This is a genomic window from Bacillus sp. CH140a_4T, from assembly GCF_008923725.1.
Classification (GTDB): Bacteria; Bacillota; Bacilli; order Bacillales; family Bacillaceae_G; genus Bacillus_A.
In genome coordinates this window covers 120904-141965 of sequence record NZ_WBPF01000016.1, presented here as the reverse complement: position 1 = coordinate 141965, position 21062 = coordinate 120904, and the positions used below count along the sequence as shown (strand labels likewise).

The 21062-nt window shown below is 35.3% G+C and carries 12 protein-coding genes; 4 read left to right on the top strand and 8 right to left on the bottom strand.

From position 1 onward, the window contains the following. Positions 1-53: 53 nt before the first annotated feature. The 4 genes from ea1 to F8162_RS16105 all read right to left on the bottom strand — a co-directional run bounded on the left by ea1 (position 54) and on the right by F8162_RS16105 (position 9257). Positions 54-2642 carry an S-layer protein EA1 gene (gene ea1 / locus F8162_RS16120; RefSeq protein WP_151631515.1) on the bottom strand — a complete coding sequence of 863 codons (2589 nt, stop codon included), beginning with the start codon at positions 2640-2642 and terminating at the stop codon, positions 54-56. 726 nt (positions 2643-3368) lie between these two features. Next, positions 3369-5813: an S-layer protein Sap gene (gene sap, locus F8162_RS16115; protein WP_151631516.1), complete on the bottom strand. Its 2445-nt coding sequence runs from the start codon at positions 5811-5813 to the stop codon at positions 3369-3371. A 684-nt stretch (positions 5814-6497) separates the two neighbouring features. Next, a complete protein-coding gene (gene csaB / locus F8162_RS16110) occupies positions 6498-7595 on the bottom strand; it encodes a polysaccharide pyruvyl transferase CsaB (RefSeq protein WP_151631517.1) in 1098 nt (365 codons plus the stop codon). Between the two features lie 141 nt (positions 7596-7736). Beyond that, positions 7737-9257, bottom strand: coding sequence for a polysaccharide biosynthesis protein (locus F8162_RS16105; protein ID WP_151631518.1), 1521 nt, complete (start codon positions 9255-9257; stop codon positions 7737-7739). A gap of 282 nt (positions 9258-9539) precedes the next feature. On the opposite strand from F8162_RS16105, the gene secA2 reads away from it, so the two are divergent. Beyond that, complete coding sequence (secA2, locus tag F8162_RS16100) at positions 9540-11906, top strand: accessory Sec system translocase SecA2 (RefSeq protein WP_151631519.1); 2367 nt, start codon at positions 9540-9542, stop codon at positions 11904-11906. A 14-nt stretch (positions 11907-11920) separates the two neighbouring features. Further along, entirely contained in the window at positions 11921-12802 is an 882-nt protein-coding gene (locus tag F8162_RS16095) for an accessory Sec system S-layer assembly protein (protein ID WP_151631520.1), read from the top strand. Positions 12803-12913: 111 nt separating this feature from the next. On the opposite strand, the gene F8162_RS16090 is transcribed toward F8162_RS16095, so the two are convergent. Together F8162_RS16090 and F8162_RS16085 are read right to left on the bottom strand one after the other, a co-directional pair. Continuing rightward, entirely contained in the window at positions 12914-13285 is a 372-nt protein-coding gene (locus tag F8162_RS16090) for a hypothetical protein (protein WP_151631521.1), read from the bottom strand. A gap of 197 nt (positions 13286-13482) precedes the next feature. Further along, on the bottom strand, positions 13483-14961 hold the full coding sequence (locus tag F8162_RS16085; protein WP_151631522.1) for a SulP family inorganic anion transporter: 1479 nt from the start codon (positions 14959-14961) through the stop codon (positions 13483-13485). A gap of 186 nt (positions 14962-15147) precedes the next feature. Here F8162_RS16085 and F8162_RS16080 point away from each other — a divergent pair, with 186 nt between their 5' ends. Then, complete coding sequence (locus F8162_RS16080; RefSeq protein WP_000955004.1) at positions 15148-15612, top strand: hypothetical protein; 465 nt, start codon at positions 15148-15150, stop codon at positions 15610-15612. Between the two features lie 27 nt (positions 15613-15639). Here F8162_RS16080 and F8162_RS16075 read toward each other — a convergent pair whose 3' ends face one another. Together F8162_RS16075 and F8162_RS16070 are read right to left on the bottom strand one after the other, a co-directional pair. Then, positions 15640-17196 carry a fatty acid--CoA ligase gene (locus F8162_RS16075; RefSeq protein WP_151631523.1) on the bottom strand — a complete coding sequence of 519 codons (1557 nt, stop codon included), beginning with the start codon at positions 17194-17196 and terminating at the stop codon, positions 15640-15642. 351 nt (positions 17197-17547) lie between these two features. Further along, on the bottom strand, positions 17548-19038 hold the full coding sequence (locus F8162_RS16070) for a coproporphyrinogen III oxidase (RefSeq protein ID WP_151631524.1): 1491 nt from the start codon (positions 19036-19038) through the stop codon (positions 17548-17550). Positions 19039-19298: 260 nt separating this feature from the next. Here F8162_RS16070 and F8162_RS16065 point away from each other — a divergent pair, with 260 nt between their 5' ends. Next, positions 19299-21038, top strand: coding sequence for an N-acetylmuramoyl-L-alanine amidase (locus F8162_RS16065; RefSeq protein ID WP_151631525.1), 1740 nt, complete (start codon positions 19299-19301; stop codon positions 21036-21038). The last annotated feature ends 24 nt before the right edge of the window (positions 21039-21062 follow it).

The following is a 21062-nucleotide window of genomic DNA, read 5'->3' as shown; positions in this document are numbered from 1 at the left end:
AAATCAGTGGGGATTCAATCCTCACTGATTTTTTCACTTTATCTATAATCGACTTATAGATTTGGGTTGTTAAGAACGTTCACGTGTACAGCTTGTGAACCGATTTCGCTTGTTACAACGTTTTTATCTTTTAATACTTTGAATACTAATGTACCTTTGTCAGTGTACTTAGTAGTTAAAGTATTGTAAATGTCTGGATTGAAGTTTGGAAGTGCAGAATCACTTGTTTGAGATACTGTTACATCGCCAAGTGTTACATCACCAGCGTTTAATACAGCATCGCCATTTCTATCTAGGTAAAGTTTACCTTGATTGTCACCTGATTTTACAACACGTACTTTATGTTGTGTTTCTTTCGTTAAGTTAATACCTTTTACGATATCATCAAGGTTACTCTTCTCAAGCTCTAACACAGTACCGATGTTGATTTTCTTCTCAACAAAGTTTTCTGTTTGAACTGGCTTGAAGTTCACAGACTTAATTTCGATTTTCTCTTGAACGATTTCAAGTGTTGCTTTACCAGCAGTTGCACCATTTTTCGTTAAGTGGATATCAACTTTACCTGGATTTTTACCTGTAACGACAACTTTATTTCCAACAATTTTAGCATCAGCTATATCTGTGTTTTTAGACTCAACTACATAACCTTCTAAGTTTTCAGGATCAGAGTATACGCGATCTGAAGTGTACTTAGATAATTGATATTCAACTTTGTTAGAAACATTTAGATCAAGTTTTGTATCAGGTGATTGGCCATATTGACCTACTTTAGATACAAGTTCAAAGTTTTTAAATGCAACGTTACCCTCTGTTACATTCACATATAATGAGCCTAAAGTAGCGCCATTAGCATTTTGGAAGTGAACTGTACCTTCGCCTACTTCGTTACCTGTAACCGATACAGCTTTTGTACCGATTGAGCCAGCATCCGTTGTTACTACATCTAATCCACCTTCTGCAACTACACCTGTTTTTGGAAGAACTTCTTTAATCGCAGCTGAGTTTGCACCAAATGGATCGCCATATTGGTCAGTTGTTACGAATGTAACAGGTAATGTTTTATTTTGGACAACTTGTAATTTGTCTGGGTTAGCTTTTACTGATACTAATTTACGAGAATCAGTCGTTACTTTAAATTTAACATCTTTCGTTACGTCACCTACTTTAATAGTAAGTGTCGCTTCACCAGCAGCTTCAGCTGTAATGTAGTTATTTACTACAGAGATAATACCGTGGTTTGAAGATTTGATGCTAATTGATCCTGGATCAACTACTTTATCTTCTCCAGCAATTGTAGCAACTAATTTATTAAGAGATGCTTTTTCACCAACAACTAAGTTTTGGCTATTTAAAGCAAAGTCTTTACCAGCAAGCTTGCTACCATAGTTTACAGCACCATCATTATCAGCATCTACCGCAAATACAACATTTTTAATTGCAGAAGCTGGTGTATCAAGGTTTTTCACTGTGATAATACCAGTGTTAGAAACTGTTAAACCACCGCGTTTTGTAACTTGTACTTCTACTTTGTAGTCACCTGGCTTAATGCCAACAGCTAGTTTACCTGTAGTAGAAGTAGCTTCTCCACCTTCAAAGATGTTTGCTGATGTACCGTCTAAGTTATTTGCTACAAATTTGACGTCATGATCTGCTAAGTTTAAGTACTCAACATCAGCGTTACCTTTTTCATCGTTTAATTTGAAAGCAACTGTTTGACCAGCACGATCATCATCAAATGTAAGTTTTTCTACTGCTAATTTTTTAACTTCGTATACGAATTTCGTTACGAATGATTGATTTTTCACTTTTACAGTAAGATTTTTATTTGGAGCTACTTTACCACCAAGTGTTACAACTGCCGAATTACCATCAGCACTTGCTTCAATCGCAACAGCTTTGTCTCCTTCAAGAGTTACATCTTCAGCAGCAAGCTTATCTAAGCCAGTTCCTGTTAATGTTAATTTCGTTGGTTCAGAAACTTTAACATCAGTTACATATGCTTGTGCATTATCTTTTTTGCCATATTTTTTATCTGTTAATGCGATAAATTGAGCTGCTTCTGCACGAGATACAGATTTATTCGGCTCCCATTTACCACCAGTACCTACAGAAATTCCAAGGTTAATTAGGATGTTTGCTTTTTCTTCACCCCAATGATCTAATAAATCTTCAAATGTCGTAACTAACTCGCCGTTAACTTTATCTTTTAAGTTATAAGCACTTACTAACATAGAAGCAAATGAAGCACGGTCAATCTTTCCATCTGGATAGAAGTTTTCTTTTCCATCACCTTTAACGACACCAGCTTTTTCAACTGCTGCAATATATTTTGAAGACCAAAGATTTTTAGCATCTTTGAAAGAAGGTTGAGCATTTTCATCAACTGGTAAATTTAAAATTTTAGTGAAAATAACAGCTGCAGAAGCACGATCGATTGACTCGGTTGGACCATATGTACCGTCTGGCTTACCTGTAATTGCACCTTTTTCTACTAAGTAGTTAATAGAACCTTCTGCCCAATGACCAGCTGGAACGTCTGGGAATGATTTACCTGCTGCTGCTACTGGAGATACAATTCCTGCTACCATTGCCGCTGTCATCGTACCTGCGATTACTTTTTTGTAAGAGTTAGTCTTTGCCATTTTATAAATTTCCTCCTTCAGGAATATGCTACTAGTTTCATATCATATTAAATTTGAAAACTAGCTAGTTAGAAAAGCCATAAAACAATAAAAACACAAACAAAAATACTATAATGAAAAGTAGTTCACATAAAAAATGATATAAACCGCTAGATGTAAATATAAGGGTTAAATACCATTTTCTGAAACAAGTTCATCATACTATACAAAACTATTCGTTATCAAGAACTTTATCAAAAGAAAATTCGACACATTCTGATAATTCAGTCTCTTAATCGTATCATTATGATATTAATAATACTCAAATATAGAAATGAACAAGCTGTTTTTCCTACAAACCACTCTCACTGCGCTTCGTATATTTTTCATATCGAATACACAATTGGAATTATAGCACATATTTCCACTTCATCACTTAAATATTTTTTACAATAAATACAATTTTCAGACTATATTCGACTGAAATTATCGTATTTCGACATTTTATTCTTATTTTCGAATGATTTTTTAACAGAAAAAGGTGTTAATTTACAAATAATTTACATATCAATGAGGTATTCTTCTATTTTTGAAAACGTTTTCGATTTGTTTCTCAATAAAACTACTCCTTTCAACCGCAAATGTATATGAAATAAAGTCAAAATAAAAAGCCTATGATACTCATAGACTTTTATCTATTTTCTCATAGGCTTTTATTAATCATTTCATGTATCAAATGATTTTAAATTATTTTGTTGCAGGTTTTGCTTCTTTAATAGAAACTGCAACTTGTACAGCTTTATCAAATTCTACTTTTTGCTCTTTTCCATCTTTTACAACTGTCATGTTTTTCACATAGATAGATGTTGCACCTTTTGCACCAACTGTACCATTTTCAGCTACAACATTTGTATCAGCAGAAACGAATTCTACATTAGAAACTGTTGCTTTTGCTGTAGTTGCAGGTACACCATCAACAGATAAGATATTTAAAAGTGCAGCTTTTATATCAGCATTTGGAGCTACTTCTTTAAGAGATGTGCTTGTAAATTCTACTGCTAATCCTTTAGCAGTTGGTGCTGTATCAACAACTTTGAATGAATGAGTTGTGATTAATTTACCATCTAGTACAACTGTTACTTTATAAGTTTCACCAGCTTTTGCACCTTGACCAACAGTAATTACACTGTTATTTTGTACAGTAACTTGTGCATCAGTTGCGGCTACTTCTTTACCTTCTTTGTTTGTTGTTGTTACTTTTAGTTCAGCTGCTTCTGCACCTTTTAATACTAATCCATTTGCATCTACAGGAAGAACTGAAACAGTCATTGCATTCTTTTGATTTTCCTCAGTAACATATTTATCTAATTCTTTTTCTAAACCACGAACTTCAAATTTAGAGAATACACCTGGAGCTTTTAATTCTAGAGCTAATGTAGCTTTTGCTTCTTTTTCACCAGATTTTGCAGTTAATACAACTGTATAATTACCAGCTTCTTGACCCGCTGCATTCAGAACTAATTCTTTGTTCACATATTTAGCTTCTAATTTTTGATCTTTTAATTCTTTACCATCTTTATCAAGTACTTTCACTGTTACAGGAGCTGTAAACTCTTTACCGTATTGATCTAGTACTGGAGCTTTTACTTTTAAATCTGTTACATCTTTTGTAGAAAGCGCTACGTTAGTTTTTTCTAATTTAATTTCTTTCATTGCTTTTTGAGCAAAAGCTTCAATTTCAACTGTTTTTGAAACAAGTTCTTTACCTTTTGAATCTTTTACAGTTACTTTTACTGGTGCTTTTCCTGCAGATAATACAGTTACTTTACCAGTAGCTTTATCTACTACAGCAACTTCTGTGTTTAATGACTCATATTCAACTTTTCCAGTTGTTACTACATTAAATTGATCTTTCAATTCTACTTGAACGTAAGCATTGTCGCCTTCGTAAACTTTATTGTTTTGTTTGAAATCTTTAGAAGTAAAGTCAGCTTTATTTTGTTCTGCAACTGTCCAGTTAGAGATTGAAGCTACTGCAGCACCTTCAGCAGAAACTTTTACTTCTTTACTTTCAGCTACTACTTTACCGTCTTTTTTGTAAACAGCTTTTACAGTAGTTGAAGTACCTTTTGCTAAAGTGATTTCACCTTTTGCATTAATTTTTTCTGCAGCTGGAGTTACAAACTCAATACCCTCTGGTGAAACAACTTCAGTACCGTTTTCATCTTTAACTGTGAATTGTAATGCAGTTGGCTCATCAGCTACAACTGTTTGGTCAGCCATTTCAATTGTTTTTGCTTCTAAAGAACCTACAGTTACTTCTGCTTTACCAACTTTGTTTACATCTACAGTGTAAGTTTGTTTAGCTGCTAAGTTACTATATAATTCAACTGTAGCAGATTTTTTATCTTCTGATAAAGTTACTTCTTTAACTAGTACTTTATCGTTGTTAGCTTTGTTAGTTACTTTGATATCTTCTTTAGTTAATTTTTCAACAGCTTTGCTGAATTTAACTTCTACTTTTTGAGTTGTAACTGCTTTAGCAGATTCAACTTTTACTGCTTCTGTACCGAACTGCTTGTCAGTCTTAGCAATAAATTGAGCAGCTTCTGCTTTAGTTACAGTTTTCTTAGGCTCCCACTTGTCGCCAGTACCAACAGAGATTCCTAATTCAACTAGGATGTTAGCTTTTTCTTTACCCCAGTTTAATGTTTCTAAATCTTTGAATTTAGTTGCTGGAGTACCGTTTACTTTAGTATCTAATTTGTAAGCTTCTACAAGAAGAGATGCCATAGAAACGCGGTCGATTTTTCCGTTTGGCTCAAAGCCGTTGCCTGTACCTTTAATAACACCAGCTTTTTCTACAGCTGCGATGAATGGAGTATACCATTGGCCTTGAGAATCACCGAATGATGGTTTAGCATCTTTATCGATTGGTAAGTTTAAGATTTGAGCCATCATTGTAGCTGCTTCTGCACGAGTGATTTCTTTTCCAGGCTCGAACATTCCTTGTTCGTTACCTTTAACTGCGCCTTTTTCTACTAAGTAGTTAATAGATTCTTCGCCCCAGAATTTTTCTGGAACGTCAGGGAATGATTTTCCTGCTGCTGCTACTGGAGAAACAACTCCTGCTACCATTGCTGCTGTCATTGTACCAGCGATTACTTTTTTGTAAGAGTTAGTCTTTGCCATTTTATATATTTCCTCCTTAGGAATGTAATACTAGTTCCATAAGTTTTTAAATAGATATTCTATTTATTTTTGAAACTAGTAGATATAAATGTGGTTAAGGTATTCTTTATACAGAATAATAAGATATCCCGTATTATAGAATTACAAAGAAATCATACACCCTTTTCATCCAATTTAAAACCTTAAATTCGACAAAAAAGTGAATTTTCACAATTCTAAACGATCGTTTTTTCGACTTTCATTTTAAAAGATCCAGATTACAAAATCAGAATATTTTAAATGAATAGAAAAACGCGCTAGAATTACATTTTTAACAATCTTCTTATAACCATTTACAACTATAACAGAAAAAGGTTTCCAATTACAACATCTAACTATAGAGATATTACGACATTAATCGACAACTATTTTTTTATATAATTCGACATTTTTCTTACCGTCCGATTTTTCAAAATTACCATACCTATTTTCTTATAATTACCAAATAAAATGCCAAATCCTAACATGTTATATATATTAATGTTAGGATTATTAAACATACATCTTATCCCCAAAACTTCTATTTTTATGAGCATACATTTAAAATCACTTATGTATTTCGACATTTTTCTACAAATGTTTCTTTTCTTTCGACATTTTCTTTTTTTCAAAAAATAAAAAAGAGGATGTCCTCTTAAATTAAGATTACATTCCTCTTTTTTCAAACTCTTTTGAATTCAAGTCACTTATGATGTAGTGAGACGCTGTTGAAATTTGTTCTCGCAATTCTTCTACTCTTTGTTCCAATGTTGCTTGTACATATTCTTTTTGTTCTAGTTGCTTCGTTGCCACATTATACAAAGTTTCAGCCGTCCAGTCACCATCTACGTTTCCGATAATCGGCTGATTTACTTGTTGTAAAAATGAATCGATCTTTGGATCATATGAAATACCGACCATAGGAATATTAGCAACCGCAGATAATATGAGCGCATGAAGTCTCATCCCTATTAGAAGCGAACATTCCGACAAAATTGCAATTTTCTCATGAATATCCAGCTTATACGGAAGCATATGAGCTTCTTCTCCCATTAAGTTAATAATATCGCGTGATGCATTTTGATCAAATGGTCCATGCATTGGTACGAATAAAATATGATATCCTTCACGCTTAAATTTTTTCAGCGTATCTGCTAGCTTCTTCATATAATCTTCTTTCGCGTCCCAATACCTCACACTAACCGCAATTACTTTCCCTTGAATCGAATGTTTTCGCAGCCACTCCGACTTCATTCCTTCTGGTTGACATGCCAATACTGGATCTGGAACTAGTTCGATATCTTTCTTAATACCCATTTCTTTTAAATACAAAAATGAATCTTCATCACGAACTGATATATATGCCGCTTTGGATACTTGCCATTTCACTAATAAACGATTTTGTCTTTTCGTAATTGGACCAATTCCTTGCGCATAAATATAATACGGCTTCTTCAAAAAACGAGCAATCCGCATAATACCTGTATAGTACAAAATACTTTTAATACTCGTTTTATCTTGAAGGAGACTTCCCCCTCCGCTAATTAAACCATTACTTTTCTTTATTTCCTTATAAATCGCTCTTATATCCCAGCGATTTACTGCCTCTACACCGTACATTTTTCTTGTATAGTCGGGGTCATTCGAAAGTACAACAAGCTCAAGAGTAGGATCCTCTTCATGTAGCGCTTTAATAATTGATTGCAAAATTGCTTCGTCCCCAACATTATAAAAACCATAATATCCTGATAAAACTAACCGCACTCTTAATCTCCTCCAACATTTCGCAATCAACTTTTTGTCATTCAACAAATTGCTATCAACTCTTTAATAAGAAAAGTTGGATAACTTCAAATTGATTTCTTTCACAAACATATACATAGTCATACTCATTTATAGACAAATTTACTTACGTAAAAATGGAATTTGCTTTTTGGATATCCAGTTCAACTTTAATGCGCATATGCCATATATGAACAAGGCCACACAAAATGCTAAACCACTATACATTACTGCAATCAGTCTAGAATCTACCACATTTATTACAGTAGATGTGAAATATAATCCTATACCTACTATACTAGATACTCCAATTACAGTAAAAAATCTCCCCATGCGAATCGAATAAGCCAATTCTTTTCGAATGTATATATAATTTACGATACAAATCATGATATATATGATAAGTGTACTATAAGCCGCTCCAGTTATGCCAAATTGACTTACGAGTACTATATTTAATATGACTTTTACAAAACTCGCTCCAACAACTATCCACGCCGCTTGCTTAGAACGGTTAATTCCTTGCAAAATTCCTATTGATAATACCATAAGTGATGTGAAATACGAACTACCAATTAAAATAGCTAACATGCCGCTCCCTTTAGCATCTGTAAACAACCCTACATTTAACGGGACTGTAAGTGCCATGAGCCAGATTGTTATCGGCGTTGTTAAAACATGAGCAAGCTCATTTGTTCGTTCAATTGTGTGTTTTGCTAACGCTATATCTTTCTTTGTTAATGCAGCAGTTAACAACGGGATTAACGGAAATACCATTGCGCTTGCAAACACGACAATTAATTGTGTAAACGCAAAACCACGACTATATATACCAAATTGTTCTTGAATCGTTGTAGTGGATTCATGCAACATATGTGGAATCGTTACAGAATCAACTAAATTGAACAACGGCATCGATAATGCTCCAATCGCAATTGGAATCGAGACCCGAAGTATTTTTTTTGCATTTTCTTTAAAGTCTTGCAGTGAATATGTATTACTTTTATAACGATATATACTTTTTACATACTTCAATCTCAAATAGATAAGTGACGTAATTACCCCAAGGCAAGAACCAATCATTGCACCGCCTGTTACAACATCACTGTCTTTATTCCAAGATACGAATAAGAATGCAATTGCTAACATAAAGAAAACACGAATGAATTGCTCAATTACTTGTGACACCCCGGTAGGAATCATATCTCCAAAACCTTGGAAATACCCTCGATATACCGCCATATATGGTGCGATTAATAAAGCAAACGAAGTGACAATTAATGGGAGTCTCGTATCTTGTCCACCAAGCATATTTGCAAACATACTTGATCCAATCATAATAACCGAAAATCCAAGCACCCCAAATATTACTCCAATAATAGATGCTGACGTAAATAGTTTGGCAATCCCATCTTTATCATTCTTCTCATGAAGTTCAGCGATTAACTGTGATATAGCTAGCGGTACTCCCGCTACTGATAAAGTTAAAGCTATCATATATACAGGAAAAACAAGGCGAAAAATTCCAAGCACTTCATCTCCTGCTATATTTTGTAATGGGATTTGAAAAAAACTTCCCAACACTTTCGATAGAAACGTTGTAATCGTTAAAATCGCAGCGCCTTTCACAAACTTATTATTCATCTTCTAGCTCTTTTCTTTCAATATATAATTTCCATGCATATTACATCATAAAACGAGATAACTATATTCTTCTCTTTTTTGAAAAATTTCACTTTATCTCATTTAGCTATCATACCAAATTTATTATACATTGAATACTCTCTTTCTTTCTGGCTTTTAAATATATCATATGTAATAACACCTTATTTTTATCCAGTTTTTTCTTCAATTTACTACTTCTACTTATTCCGGATAAACATGTGCTATAATGTAGCTATTGTCAGTAAGAGGAGTGTTTACAACATGCTGAATTCGGTAAAAAAGCTGTTAGGAGATTCTCAAAAGAGAAAACTAAAAAAATATGAACAACTTGTTCAAGACATTAATAATCTAGAAGAAAAACTATCTGATTTATCTGATGAAGACTTACGTTATAAAACTATAACATTTAAAAACATGCTACAAGATGGAAAAACAGTGGACGATATAAAAGTAGAGGCGTTCGCTGTTGTACGTGAAGCAGCAAAGCGTGTACTTGGATTACGTCACTACGATGTGCAGTTAATTGGTGGTCTTGTACTATTAGAAGGTAATATTGCAGAGATGCCAACTGGCGAAGGAAAAACATTAGTTTCTTCTCTTCCAACATACGTACGTGCTCTTGAAGGAAAAGGTGTTCACGTTATTACTGTAAACGACTATTTAGCAAAACGAGATAAAGAATTGATTGGCCAAGTTCATGAGTTTCTAGGTTTAAAGGTTGGATTGAATATTCCTCAAATCGATCCTAACGAAAAGAAACTTGCTTACGAAGCTGATATTACATATGGTATTGGAACAGAATTTGGCTTTGACTATCTACGTGATAATATGGCCGCTTCAAAAAATGAACAGGTACAACGTCCCTATCATTTTGCTATTATCGATGAGGTTGATAGCGTTTTAATTGATGAAGCGAAGACGCCTCTTATTATCGCTGGTAAGCAATCCAGCAGCTCTGATTTACACTATTTATGTGCAAAAGTTATTAAATCATTCCAGGATACTCTTCATTACACGTACGATGCAGAAACGAAATCTGCTAGTTTTACAGAAGACGGTATTACAAAAATAGAAGATTTATTTGATATCGATAACCTATATGATTTAGAGCATCAAACTTTATATCATTATATGATTCAAGCATTACGAGCTCATGTCGCTTTCCAATGTGATGTTGATTATATTGTACATGATGAAAAAATTCTACTTGTAGATATTTTCACGGGCCGCGTTATGGATGGTCGCTCTTTAAGTGACGGTTTACACCAAGCTCTTGAAGCGAAAGAAGGTTTAGAAGTCACAGAAGAAAACCAAACACAAGCGTCCATTACAATTCAAAACTTCTTCCGTATGTATCCAGCATTATCTGGTATGACAGGTACAGCAAAAACGGAAGAAAAAGAATTTAACCGCGTATATAACATGGAAGTTATGCCGATTCCGACAAATCGTCCTATCATTCGTGAAGATAAAAATGACGTCGTGTACGTAACAGCCGATGCTAAATATAAAGCCGTACGTGAAGATGTTCTAAAACACAATAAACAAGGACGCCCAATTTTAATTGGGACAATGTCTATTTTACAATCAGAAACCGTTGCTCGTTACTTAGATGAAGCGCATATTACATATCAATTATTAAATGCAAAAAGCGCAGAACAAGAGGCCGATTTAATCGCAACAGCTGGACAAAAAGGACAAATTACAATTGCGACAAATATGGCTGGACGAGGTACTGATATTTTACTAGGTGAGGGTGTTCACGAACTTGGTGGGTTACATGTAATTGGGACAGAACGCCATGAATCAAGACGCGTTGACAATCAGCTAAAAGGTCGTGCTGGTCGTCAAGGAGATCCAGGTAGCTCTCAGTTCTTCCTTTCTTTAGAAGATGAAATGCTAAAACGTTTCGCACATGAAGAAGTGGAGAAATTCAATAAATCACTAAAGGCAGATGCAACTGGACTTATTCTAACTTCAAAAGTGCATGACTTCGTGAACCGTACACAATTAATTTGTGAAGGTAGCCACTTCTCAATGCGTGAGTACAATTTAAAGTTAGATGATGTAATTAATGATCAACGTAACGTTATTTATAAATTACGTAATAACTTGTTACAAGAAGATACAAATATGATTGAAATTATTATTCCAATGATTGATCATGCTGTAGAAGCCATTTCTAAGCAATATCTTTTAGAAGGTATGCTTCCGGAAGAATGGGATTTTGCTCGTTTAACAGAAAATATAAACGAAATTTTACCAGTAGAAAATATGCCATCACTATCAGCGAATAATGTACATTCACCGGAAGATTTACAATCCGTTTTGAAAGAAACATTATCTCTTTATAAAGAGCGCGTAAATGAGCTAAATAGCAATACTGATTTACAACAGTCGCTACGCTATGTTGCCCTTCATTTCCTAGATCAGAACTGGGTAAATCACTTAGATGCGATGACCCACTTAAAAGAAGGCATCGGGCTAAGACAATATCAACAAGAAGACCCTACTCGTCTTTATCAAAAAGAAGGTTTAGATATCTTTTTATACACATATGGTAATTTCGAAAAAGAAATGTGCCGCTATGTTGCAAGACATTTAGGTGTTCCTGAAAACGTACAATAACGAGGTGAAAGATAATGTTATCATTCCTAAAAAGAGCTAAGAAAAGCGGAAAAGATACGACTGTCTCTAGTAATCAATTATTCGGACAAGAAGAAACAAATACTGAAAATAAAACTGTAAAACCAACACTTTACTTCCACCCTAGCTGGGGTGCAGTAGCACAAGAACAAAAATACATTTATCAATTTTTACATAAAGAACTACCACGTTTAGAAGAATATCAAATTTCTTTATCTGGAATTGAGATTGAAAAACGTGATAACGGTTATGACGTAGCTGTATTTATTCGCAGCACTGTTCCGAAACCAATTTCTTTCGAAGAGGTTACATTAATCCTTCTAAATAAAGAGAAGAAACTATGCGCCCGCAATACATTTAACCTTTCTGCATTAGGAGATATTCCTGCAAATGTAAATATGCCATTCATCTTTACATTTGAGCAAGAAACAATTACAGATGTTGAATTATCGCAAACAGATTGGGAATTGGCATTTGAACTTGAAAGTAAGCATGCATTAGATTTAGACCCATCTTGGGAAGCTCAGTTACCTGAAGCAAGCAAAGAAGCTTTACGTAATTTCGTAGACAATTTAACACCTCCAAATGATGGTGAAATTAACTTCCTAGGTCTGCAAGCTGCAAGAAAAGAAAACGGTGATTTACATACAACGCTTCTTATTCGTAACGGTTGCAAAGACACGATTCAACTAGAGCAACTTCCTCTTCATATTGAAGATGCTTCAGGTGCAGTTGTTGTGAAAGGAGCTTTCACATTACCAAATCTTGAGATTAAAGCGAACACTACAAAACCGTGGTCATTTGTCTTCCCTGCTTCATCTATATTAAAAGAAGATATGGATCTATCTTCTTGGAAAGCGTTTGTACCACAAGACTAATAAGAGAGGCTGCTTCTAGAAGCAGCCTCTCTTATTCTTTTTCATACAAAAAGCCTGTTCAAAAAGATGGTCATCACACCTCCTTGGACAGGCTTATTCTTTATGTAAAATTTACTTCGTTACTAATAAACGTTCAATATGATATTCAGCTTCTAATTTGCACATTTCATCTACGTGTTCCACTTTATGCCTCTTTAATTGCTCTACTTGCTCTTCGCTCGGCTCTTCATTAATAAGCTCGTTAATTTTTTCATTCACTTTCACTGCTAACGCTTGATGGAAATCTGGATGTTCTTTCAACTCATCATCTACTTTATTGATCCAAGTTGATTTTGTGTATAAATATTGTTTCCACTGTTCAACAAATTGCTGCATATCAAATTTTTCTTCATTCCATTCAATTTCTCTCATATACTTCTCAAAAGAAACAACAATTGATCGCGTAATCCCGATCTTCACTCCATGTGGTAACTGTTTGTACATCAAATATTCCCTCCAGCTTAAAGCTCTTCCTTCTGAATATAAAGGAATCTCAAAATTCATATACCTTCTTATAATAGCACATTGCTAATCTAAGATGTTACTATACTGCTAAGATTAATAAATGTCAATAAACGCAAAATATCCCTATATAGAGATATTAAATACAATAAAAAACACCCTCATACGAGGGCGTTTCCTTATATAGCCTCAGCTTTTTCAAACTGTAATTTATCTTTCTGCTCATTAGTCGCCATCGTTACTAACGTGTTTTCAATATGAGCAGGCACTTGTTCCAGCGTCACACTCGCACCTACTTTATCCGACTGATCCACAAAGTTCAGCAAAGCCATTGCGCCTGATACATCCATATAGCGCACATCTTTCATACGTAAAACAACTGGAGATTTTACGTCTTGTAAAGTATGAAAAACGCGATCCACTGTTAGGAAAGAAAGTGGGCCTTTAATTTTATACGTCGCTTCCTTCTCTTTTACAATAGAAGCTTTACGTTCTTTACATTTCACCATATATATAATGAACGAAAGAATAATACCGAACGCAACAGCGATCATTAAATCAAACTTCACTGTGACAACCATCGTTACGAGCATAACAATGACATCACCTTTTGGTGCTACATGCATTTTCTTCATGCTTTCCCAATCAAACATGCCAATACCAGTTAAAATTAAAATACCTGATAATACGGCAAGCGGAATATATTGTACAACTGATCCAAGTCCCATAATAAAAATAAATAATATAACACTATGCATACATGCTGAAAGCGCCGTTTTACCACCACTTCTTATATTCACGATAGACCGTACAGTCGCCCCTGCCCCTGCTAATCCGCCAAACAATCCGCTCATCATATTACCGATACCTTGTCCGACCAGTTCTTTATTACTTTTATGACGTGTACCCGTCACATTATCCATTACGACCGATGTTAACAACGAGTCAATCGATCCTAATAAAGCAATGCTAATCGCTGGTAAAATAAGTTCTGCAATGCCTATTCCGCTTAAAGATGGAATATGAAGCGTCGGCATCGCTTCTGGAATCGTTCCAATCTTTTCAATCACCTTATTTAATGATAGGTTTCCGATAATCGGCAACTTCACTGTAAGCCCTTCTAACGCAGAAGAAAATAAAGGAAGCAAAGCAGTCACACCGACTAATGCAACTAAACTAGATGGAATAGCCTTAATCCATTTTCCAGAAACAATCATTACAATAATCGTTAATACTACGAGTAAAAAACTATTTTGCACATGCTTTATTTCACCTAAAATAATAATTAATGCGATACCGTTCATAAATCCTGAAACGACAGGATACGGAATATATCGCACGTAAGAGCCAAGCTTACATACACCGAATAAAATTTGAAACAGTCCCGCCATCATAAAGGCTATAAAACTCGCCTCTAACCCGTGCGTCGCAATAACCCCTGTCGCAATTACCGTAATCGGTCCAGTTGGCCCTGTAACCTGCCCCGGTGTCCCGCCAAATAAAGCCGCAAATAAACCTGCAAAAATCGCACCATACAATCCGACTAGTGCTCCCTCAGACGTTCCTGTTGCAGCAATACCAAATGCAATGGCAAGTGGCAACGCAACAATCGCAACAGTAAAACCTGCTAAACATTCCTTTGCTATTTTTTGAAACATATAATAACCACCTTCGTATTAAGTCCATTTTCCATTGTACACCTAAAAGAATACATTCGTTAGCCCACTTTTTACAGTATCGTGACGTAAACGCATTCAATTATAAGCCTCGCCTTATCTTTGGAAACCATTGTAACTGTGCTATAATAGATAAATTAAATCTTTTATTATATATTTGGAGGCACTATGCTAACTTTTGAAGAAAAATTATCAATCATTGAATCTTTCCCTGAATTAGAAAGAAAGAACGTATCATTAAAACGCGTGAACTTTCACTTTGAGGAAAGTCGTTTAGATAAAAAGAACGTTGTTTATCATTTACATCCAAACGGAAACGGATTTGTATATGCAAATGGTATTAAAGGTTATAAAACGGATGATAAAGGTATGATTAACATCCGCGAATTTTCAGCAGAAGAGTTACGTTCAGTAATTGAGCAATCAATTGAACTATTATCACAAGAAGAAATCGTAGTTCCTGCAGAACCTGCAAAAGAAGAAGAATGGCATAACGAAGACGGTCATATCCTTACTCTTATCTCAGAGGATGATATGTGGAACGTGTACGCTGGTGTAAACTTAGACGGTACATTCAACTCTTATCCAGAAGCTGCGGAATATCTTGATGAAGAAGGATTTTCACGTAAATAAAAATAGAAAGTGGGTATCCCCCACTTTCTATTTTTTTGCCCCTTTTAAAGACTCCCTCAACACAAACTTCTGTAATTTCCCACTCGCATTACGAGGCAGTTCATCCACAAATAAGTAATGACGTGGACGTTTATAATCTGCTAATTCATCACTCTCTTTACAATATTTTTCCAAATTATTTTCTGTAATCGCTTCATCTTTCTTTACAACGACAGCCACAACACGTTCTCCCCATAATTCGTCTGGCTCACCAAGCACCGCAACATCTAATACACCAGGGTGACTATGAAGGAAATCTTCAATTTCACGTGGATAAATATTAACGCCTCCGCTAATTACCATATCATCCACACGATCTGCGACGAATAAATAGCCATCTTTATCGAAGTAACCTAAATCACCAGAGTGGTACCATCCTTTATACATTGATTTTGCATTTGCTTCTTCTCGGTTATGATAACCAGCCATCATAGTTGGGCCGCGCAAAATAATCTCTCCTACTTCATAAGGAGGTAGTACATCATCTGGTTCTGCTGGTGCATCATCGTTTGGTTTTACAATGCGAATTTCATGGCTAAAGCATGGTGTTCCCGCTGAACCTGCTTTCGTAATTTGATCTTCTTCTACGAGAAACGCAACAACTGGTCCCATTTCTGTCATTCCGTAAATTTGGACAAGATCAATATAAAGACGTTCTTTACATTCCTTAACTAGCGCTGGAGCCATTGCTGCTCCTCCATATATACCAACCTTCATCGATGTTAAATCGTACTTTGTTAAATCTTTTTGCAGTAACATATTCCACATCGTCGGTGCTGCAAAAAACGTCGTAATCTTCTCTTCTTGAATCGTATGTAATACTCTATCCGTATCAAAATGATGTAAAATAACATTCTTTCCGCCAACTTGAATGCGCGGGATAATTCCAGCGTTTAACTCGCCGCAATGATATAAAGGCGCAACTACAAGTCCGGCACTATCTCTATTATATTTTAAGAAATACGTACAAATCATACTATGCTCAGCCATTTCACGATGGCGATGTAGCACGCCTTTCGGGTGACCAGTTGTACCGCTCGTATACAGCATAGAACAATAATCCATTTCATCGACTTCAATATCTACTTTTTCAGCTGGTGCTTCATTTACTTTTTCATGGTAAGAACTAGCATAGGAAGGTGTATCGTCTTCTACATACCAAAAAGACGAATTTGGAAAATCTCGTTCAATAATAGCAACCGTTGATTCAACCGCTTTTTCAAAGACTACTACTTTCGAGGCTGCATCTTGAAGGATATACGATAATTCTTTTGCTTTTAAACGGAAGTTAATCGGGTTAAAGATTGCCCCAATTTTCGCACAGGCTAAGTAAACGTTTACAAATTCACGGCAATTATATAAGTAAACAGATACAGTATCTCCCTTTCTTACCCCTTCTTTCAATAGAGCTTGCACCGTTTTATTTATTTGCTCATCCCACTCTTTATATGTCCAGCGAATATTCTTTTCCGGCTCTACTAACGCCTCTTTATTTGGATACTTACCAACAGCTAAATCAAATATTCTCCCTATCGTCATGTACATGCCAACAATTTCCCCCTTTTCTCTTTCATAAATCTATCATTTCGTCCATAAGTAGACATTGTCCTCTAATGATTTGACTAATTTTTCTGATTATTATCGACATAGTTTTACAAACAGTGCTGCTTATCGATAAGTGAAATTATATCGGCGGTTTTTCCAAATATATCGAACGTAACTTGAAATATATCAGCGATTTTTAAAATATATCGACCACAACTCAATTTATATCAGCGATTTTTCGAATATATCGACTTCCCGACAAAAACTGACAATATAAAGAAAAACTTTAATCACCTCACAAATAACAGAATAAAAAAGAGGCTGCCCCACATCGGAACAACCTCTTTCTTCCTATACAAATAGCTCTTCTAAAATTTTCAGTTTGTCTTCTGTATATTTTACGAAGCCATCGTTATATGATTTTGGATCTTTCGGATTTGCGAAGTGCGTAATTGCACCTGTCTTCGGATGAACAAATTTACTTGATGCACCACAGCCAAGTCCGATAATTGATTGTACTTCTTCCATAATGACAATGTTGTAAATACTTTCTTGCGTCGGCATTGCATAACCAACGTTCTCTAAGTTACCTAAAATATTCTTTTGACGATATAGGTAATATGGTACGTAATTATGCTTTTGCGTCCACTCTTCTGCTTCGTGCATCATCGCTGTAATTTCTTCGCGACCTGCAACTTTATATTTACGTTTGTTTTGCGTCATTTCAGAAGCACGTTTAAATGATAACGTATGAACTGTTAATGATTCTGGCATTAACTTTTCTGTTTCATCTAATGTGTGCTTAAAGATATCTAGTCCTTCACCAGGAAGACCAATAATTAAGTCCATATTAATATTGTTCATTCCCATTTCACGAGCTAAGTGATACTTCTCAATTGTCTCTTCTACAGTATGGTGGCGTCCAATCGCTTTTAGTGTCTCTTGATGGTATGACTGCGGATTAATACTAATACGGTCAATGTTCCATTTATTTAACACGTCTAGCTTCGCTGGCGTAATTGTATCTGGGCGACCTGCCTCAACTGTTACTTCACGCACATTTTTCACATCTGGGAACGCTTCATACATTTCTTCATACAGCATATCCATCTCTTCTGCTGTAATACTTGTCGGTGTACCACCGCCGTAATAAATCGTCGTAACTGTTACACCTTTTTCTTTTAAAAACTTACCAATTTCACGAACTTCATAATGTAAACCACCTAAGAACGAATCAACAGAGCCTTGGCGTCCGTTAATTGCATAAGCCGGGAATGTACAATATGCACATTTTGTTGGGCAGAATGGGATACCGATATAAATACTTACTTCTTCTTTCAAACGGTATAAATCCGGAACTACCGCTAATTGGCAATCAACAATACGCTGAAGAAGTTCAATTTTCTCTTCATGAATTAAATAGCTTTCACGAAGTTCTTGGTGTGCTTCTTCTTTTGACATACCATTTTGAAGCATTTTATGAAGAAGTTTTGTCGGACGAACCCCCGTTAAAATGCCCCAGCTTTGTTCAAGACCAGTTAACTGCTGAAGAACAGAAAGATATACATAAGAAACAACGTGCTTCACTTGCTTCATACGCTCTTTTTCATCTGTGAAAGCAGATAAATCTTTTGCGAATGTTTCTTCATACACATTTCCAGTAGCAACATCTGTTAAACGAGCTGATGCTTTCACATTCTCTTCAATGTGTATATCAACGATAAGATTTGCTTCCTCTTGTTCAAATCCAATCGTACTCTCTTCAAAAAATAAGCCGCCAATATTTTGCAGCGGACGTAAAAAACGATCATCTTGTAACGTTTTAATTGAAATTAACAACATTATCACCTTTTCATTTGCAAACTCTCTTTAGTTTACTTGAAGGGCGTTTGTAGGTCAATACAGAAGGTTTTACCTTATTTCTATATCCTATTTAAAACAAACTGAATATTGGTTTTTCACGAACTTTCCCTATTTATATAGACATTAGAATATACTCTTGTTACAATCTATAACGTAATTAGTACTTGCTACTAATTTAAATACATTTAAAGGAGGACTGTTAACACGACATAGATACTATAACGTGTTAAAAAACAACTATGAAAAAAAGGTTTTGCAACATTTTAGCACTATCTTTGGCATTACAAACATTTATAGCACCTACCCATTCATTCGCAGAAAATATAGAGAGAACTGCGGAATTGTCTATTGATGAACAAGCTTTAAAAAGCATTGAAGAACATGCAAAACAGCATAGACATGACGAAGAAAGTGATCTTGAAATCTCGGGTGAATACCTTCTCCACTTATCAACAAAACTTCCACTATACGATTCAAACGACTTAAAAACCAAAACAAATATTGAAATTGCTGAACCAGTAGTAAAGGCAACGAAGAAAAAAGGGAATGCATATTACGTGCAAACTACATTTGGTTCTGGTTGGGTTAATAAGGAAAATAATAGTTTAGAAGTACAAGAGATTCATAAACTCTCGGATCAAAAATTAATTGTAACAGAAGAAACATCAGTATATTCATTCCCTTTCCAATCGTTTAAAGAAGAAACGACATTACACCCACAAACAGTAGCTCCTACTGAACAAGCTGGGAATTGGTTTAAAATTCAAATGAATGGAACTGAAAAATGGATTTATGCACCTTCAGCTACATTTGAAGGTACGAAAGCATCATTATTTGAAAAAACAGGGTCTATCGAAAAGAGAAGCGCAACTTTCTTCAAAACACCATCTAATTTGCCTACAAATAACGTTTATGGTGTTACATTTAAAGAAATGATTGTTCCAAAAGGAAATGAAAACATTCGTCCTGGCTACGCAATGGAACCGAAATACATTACAATTCATGAAACTGCTAATACAAGTAAGGGTGCTAACGCGTTAAATCATGCGAAGTACTTAGATAGCCAAGCACGTGGGCAGACTGATCGTTCAGCATCTTGGCATTTTACTGTCGATGATAAAGAAATTTATCAACATCTTCCATTAAATGAAGTTGGTTGGCATGCTGGAAATAAGACAGGAAACTATGAATCTATCGGAATTGAAATTGCTGTGAATAGTGATGGAGATTATACGAAAGCGGTAGAAAATGCCCGCAAATTAGCTGCTTATTTAATGAACGAATTAAACATATCTCTAGATCACGTTCAAAAGCATCAATTTTGGAGCGGAAAAAACTGCCCTGCATTTATGATTCAACGCGGGCAATGGGATGCTTTCTTAAAAGGCACGAACGCTTACTATAATGAACATCATAAAGATGTTATTCCGCCTCCAGAAGTCCCTCATGAAAAAGACGACATTACAGGTGGATGGTATGAACAAGATATTCGTCAGTTAGCAGCTAGGAAAATCATGTTCGGTGATGGCAATGGTTCTTACTGGCCAAACCGCCTCGTAACACGAGCTGAATTTGCAAATTTAATGTCAAGAGCTTTAAATTTACCTGCTGGAAACGCTAAATTTACAGACTTACACGAAGCACATCCATCTTTAGTAGACGGAATTAATCGTGCCGCTAGCGCAGGTATCATTAGTGGCCGCGGGAATAATAAATTTGATCCAACCGCTACAATAAAGCGTGATGAAGCTGTTATTATGATTGACCGTGCATTAGCATATAACTCAATTTATAGAAAAGAAATGAAATTGCCATTCATTGACCAAGATTTAGCATATGATAAGAAGGCATTACAAAATGTTTACGCATACGGAATCGTAAAAGGGAACGAACGGAATGAATTCGTACCAAAAGGCACAGCAACACGTGCTGAATCAGCCGCATTTTTAAATCGCATGCTTAAGGTTATTGAAGCTTAAACAAGAAAAAACGTAGCGTTTTCG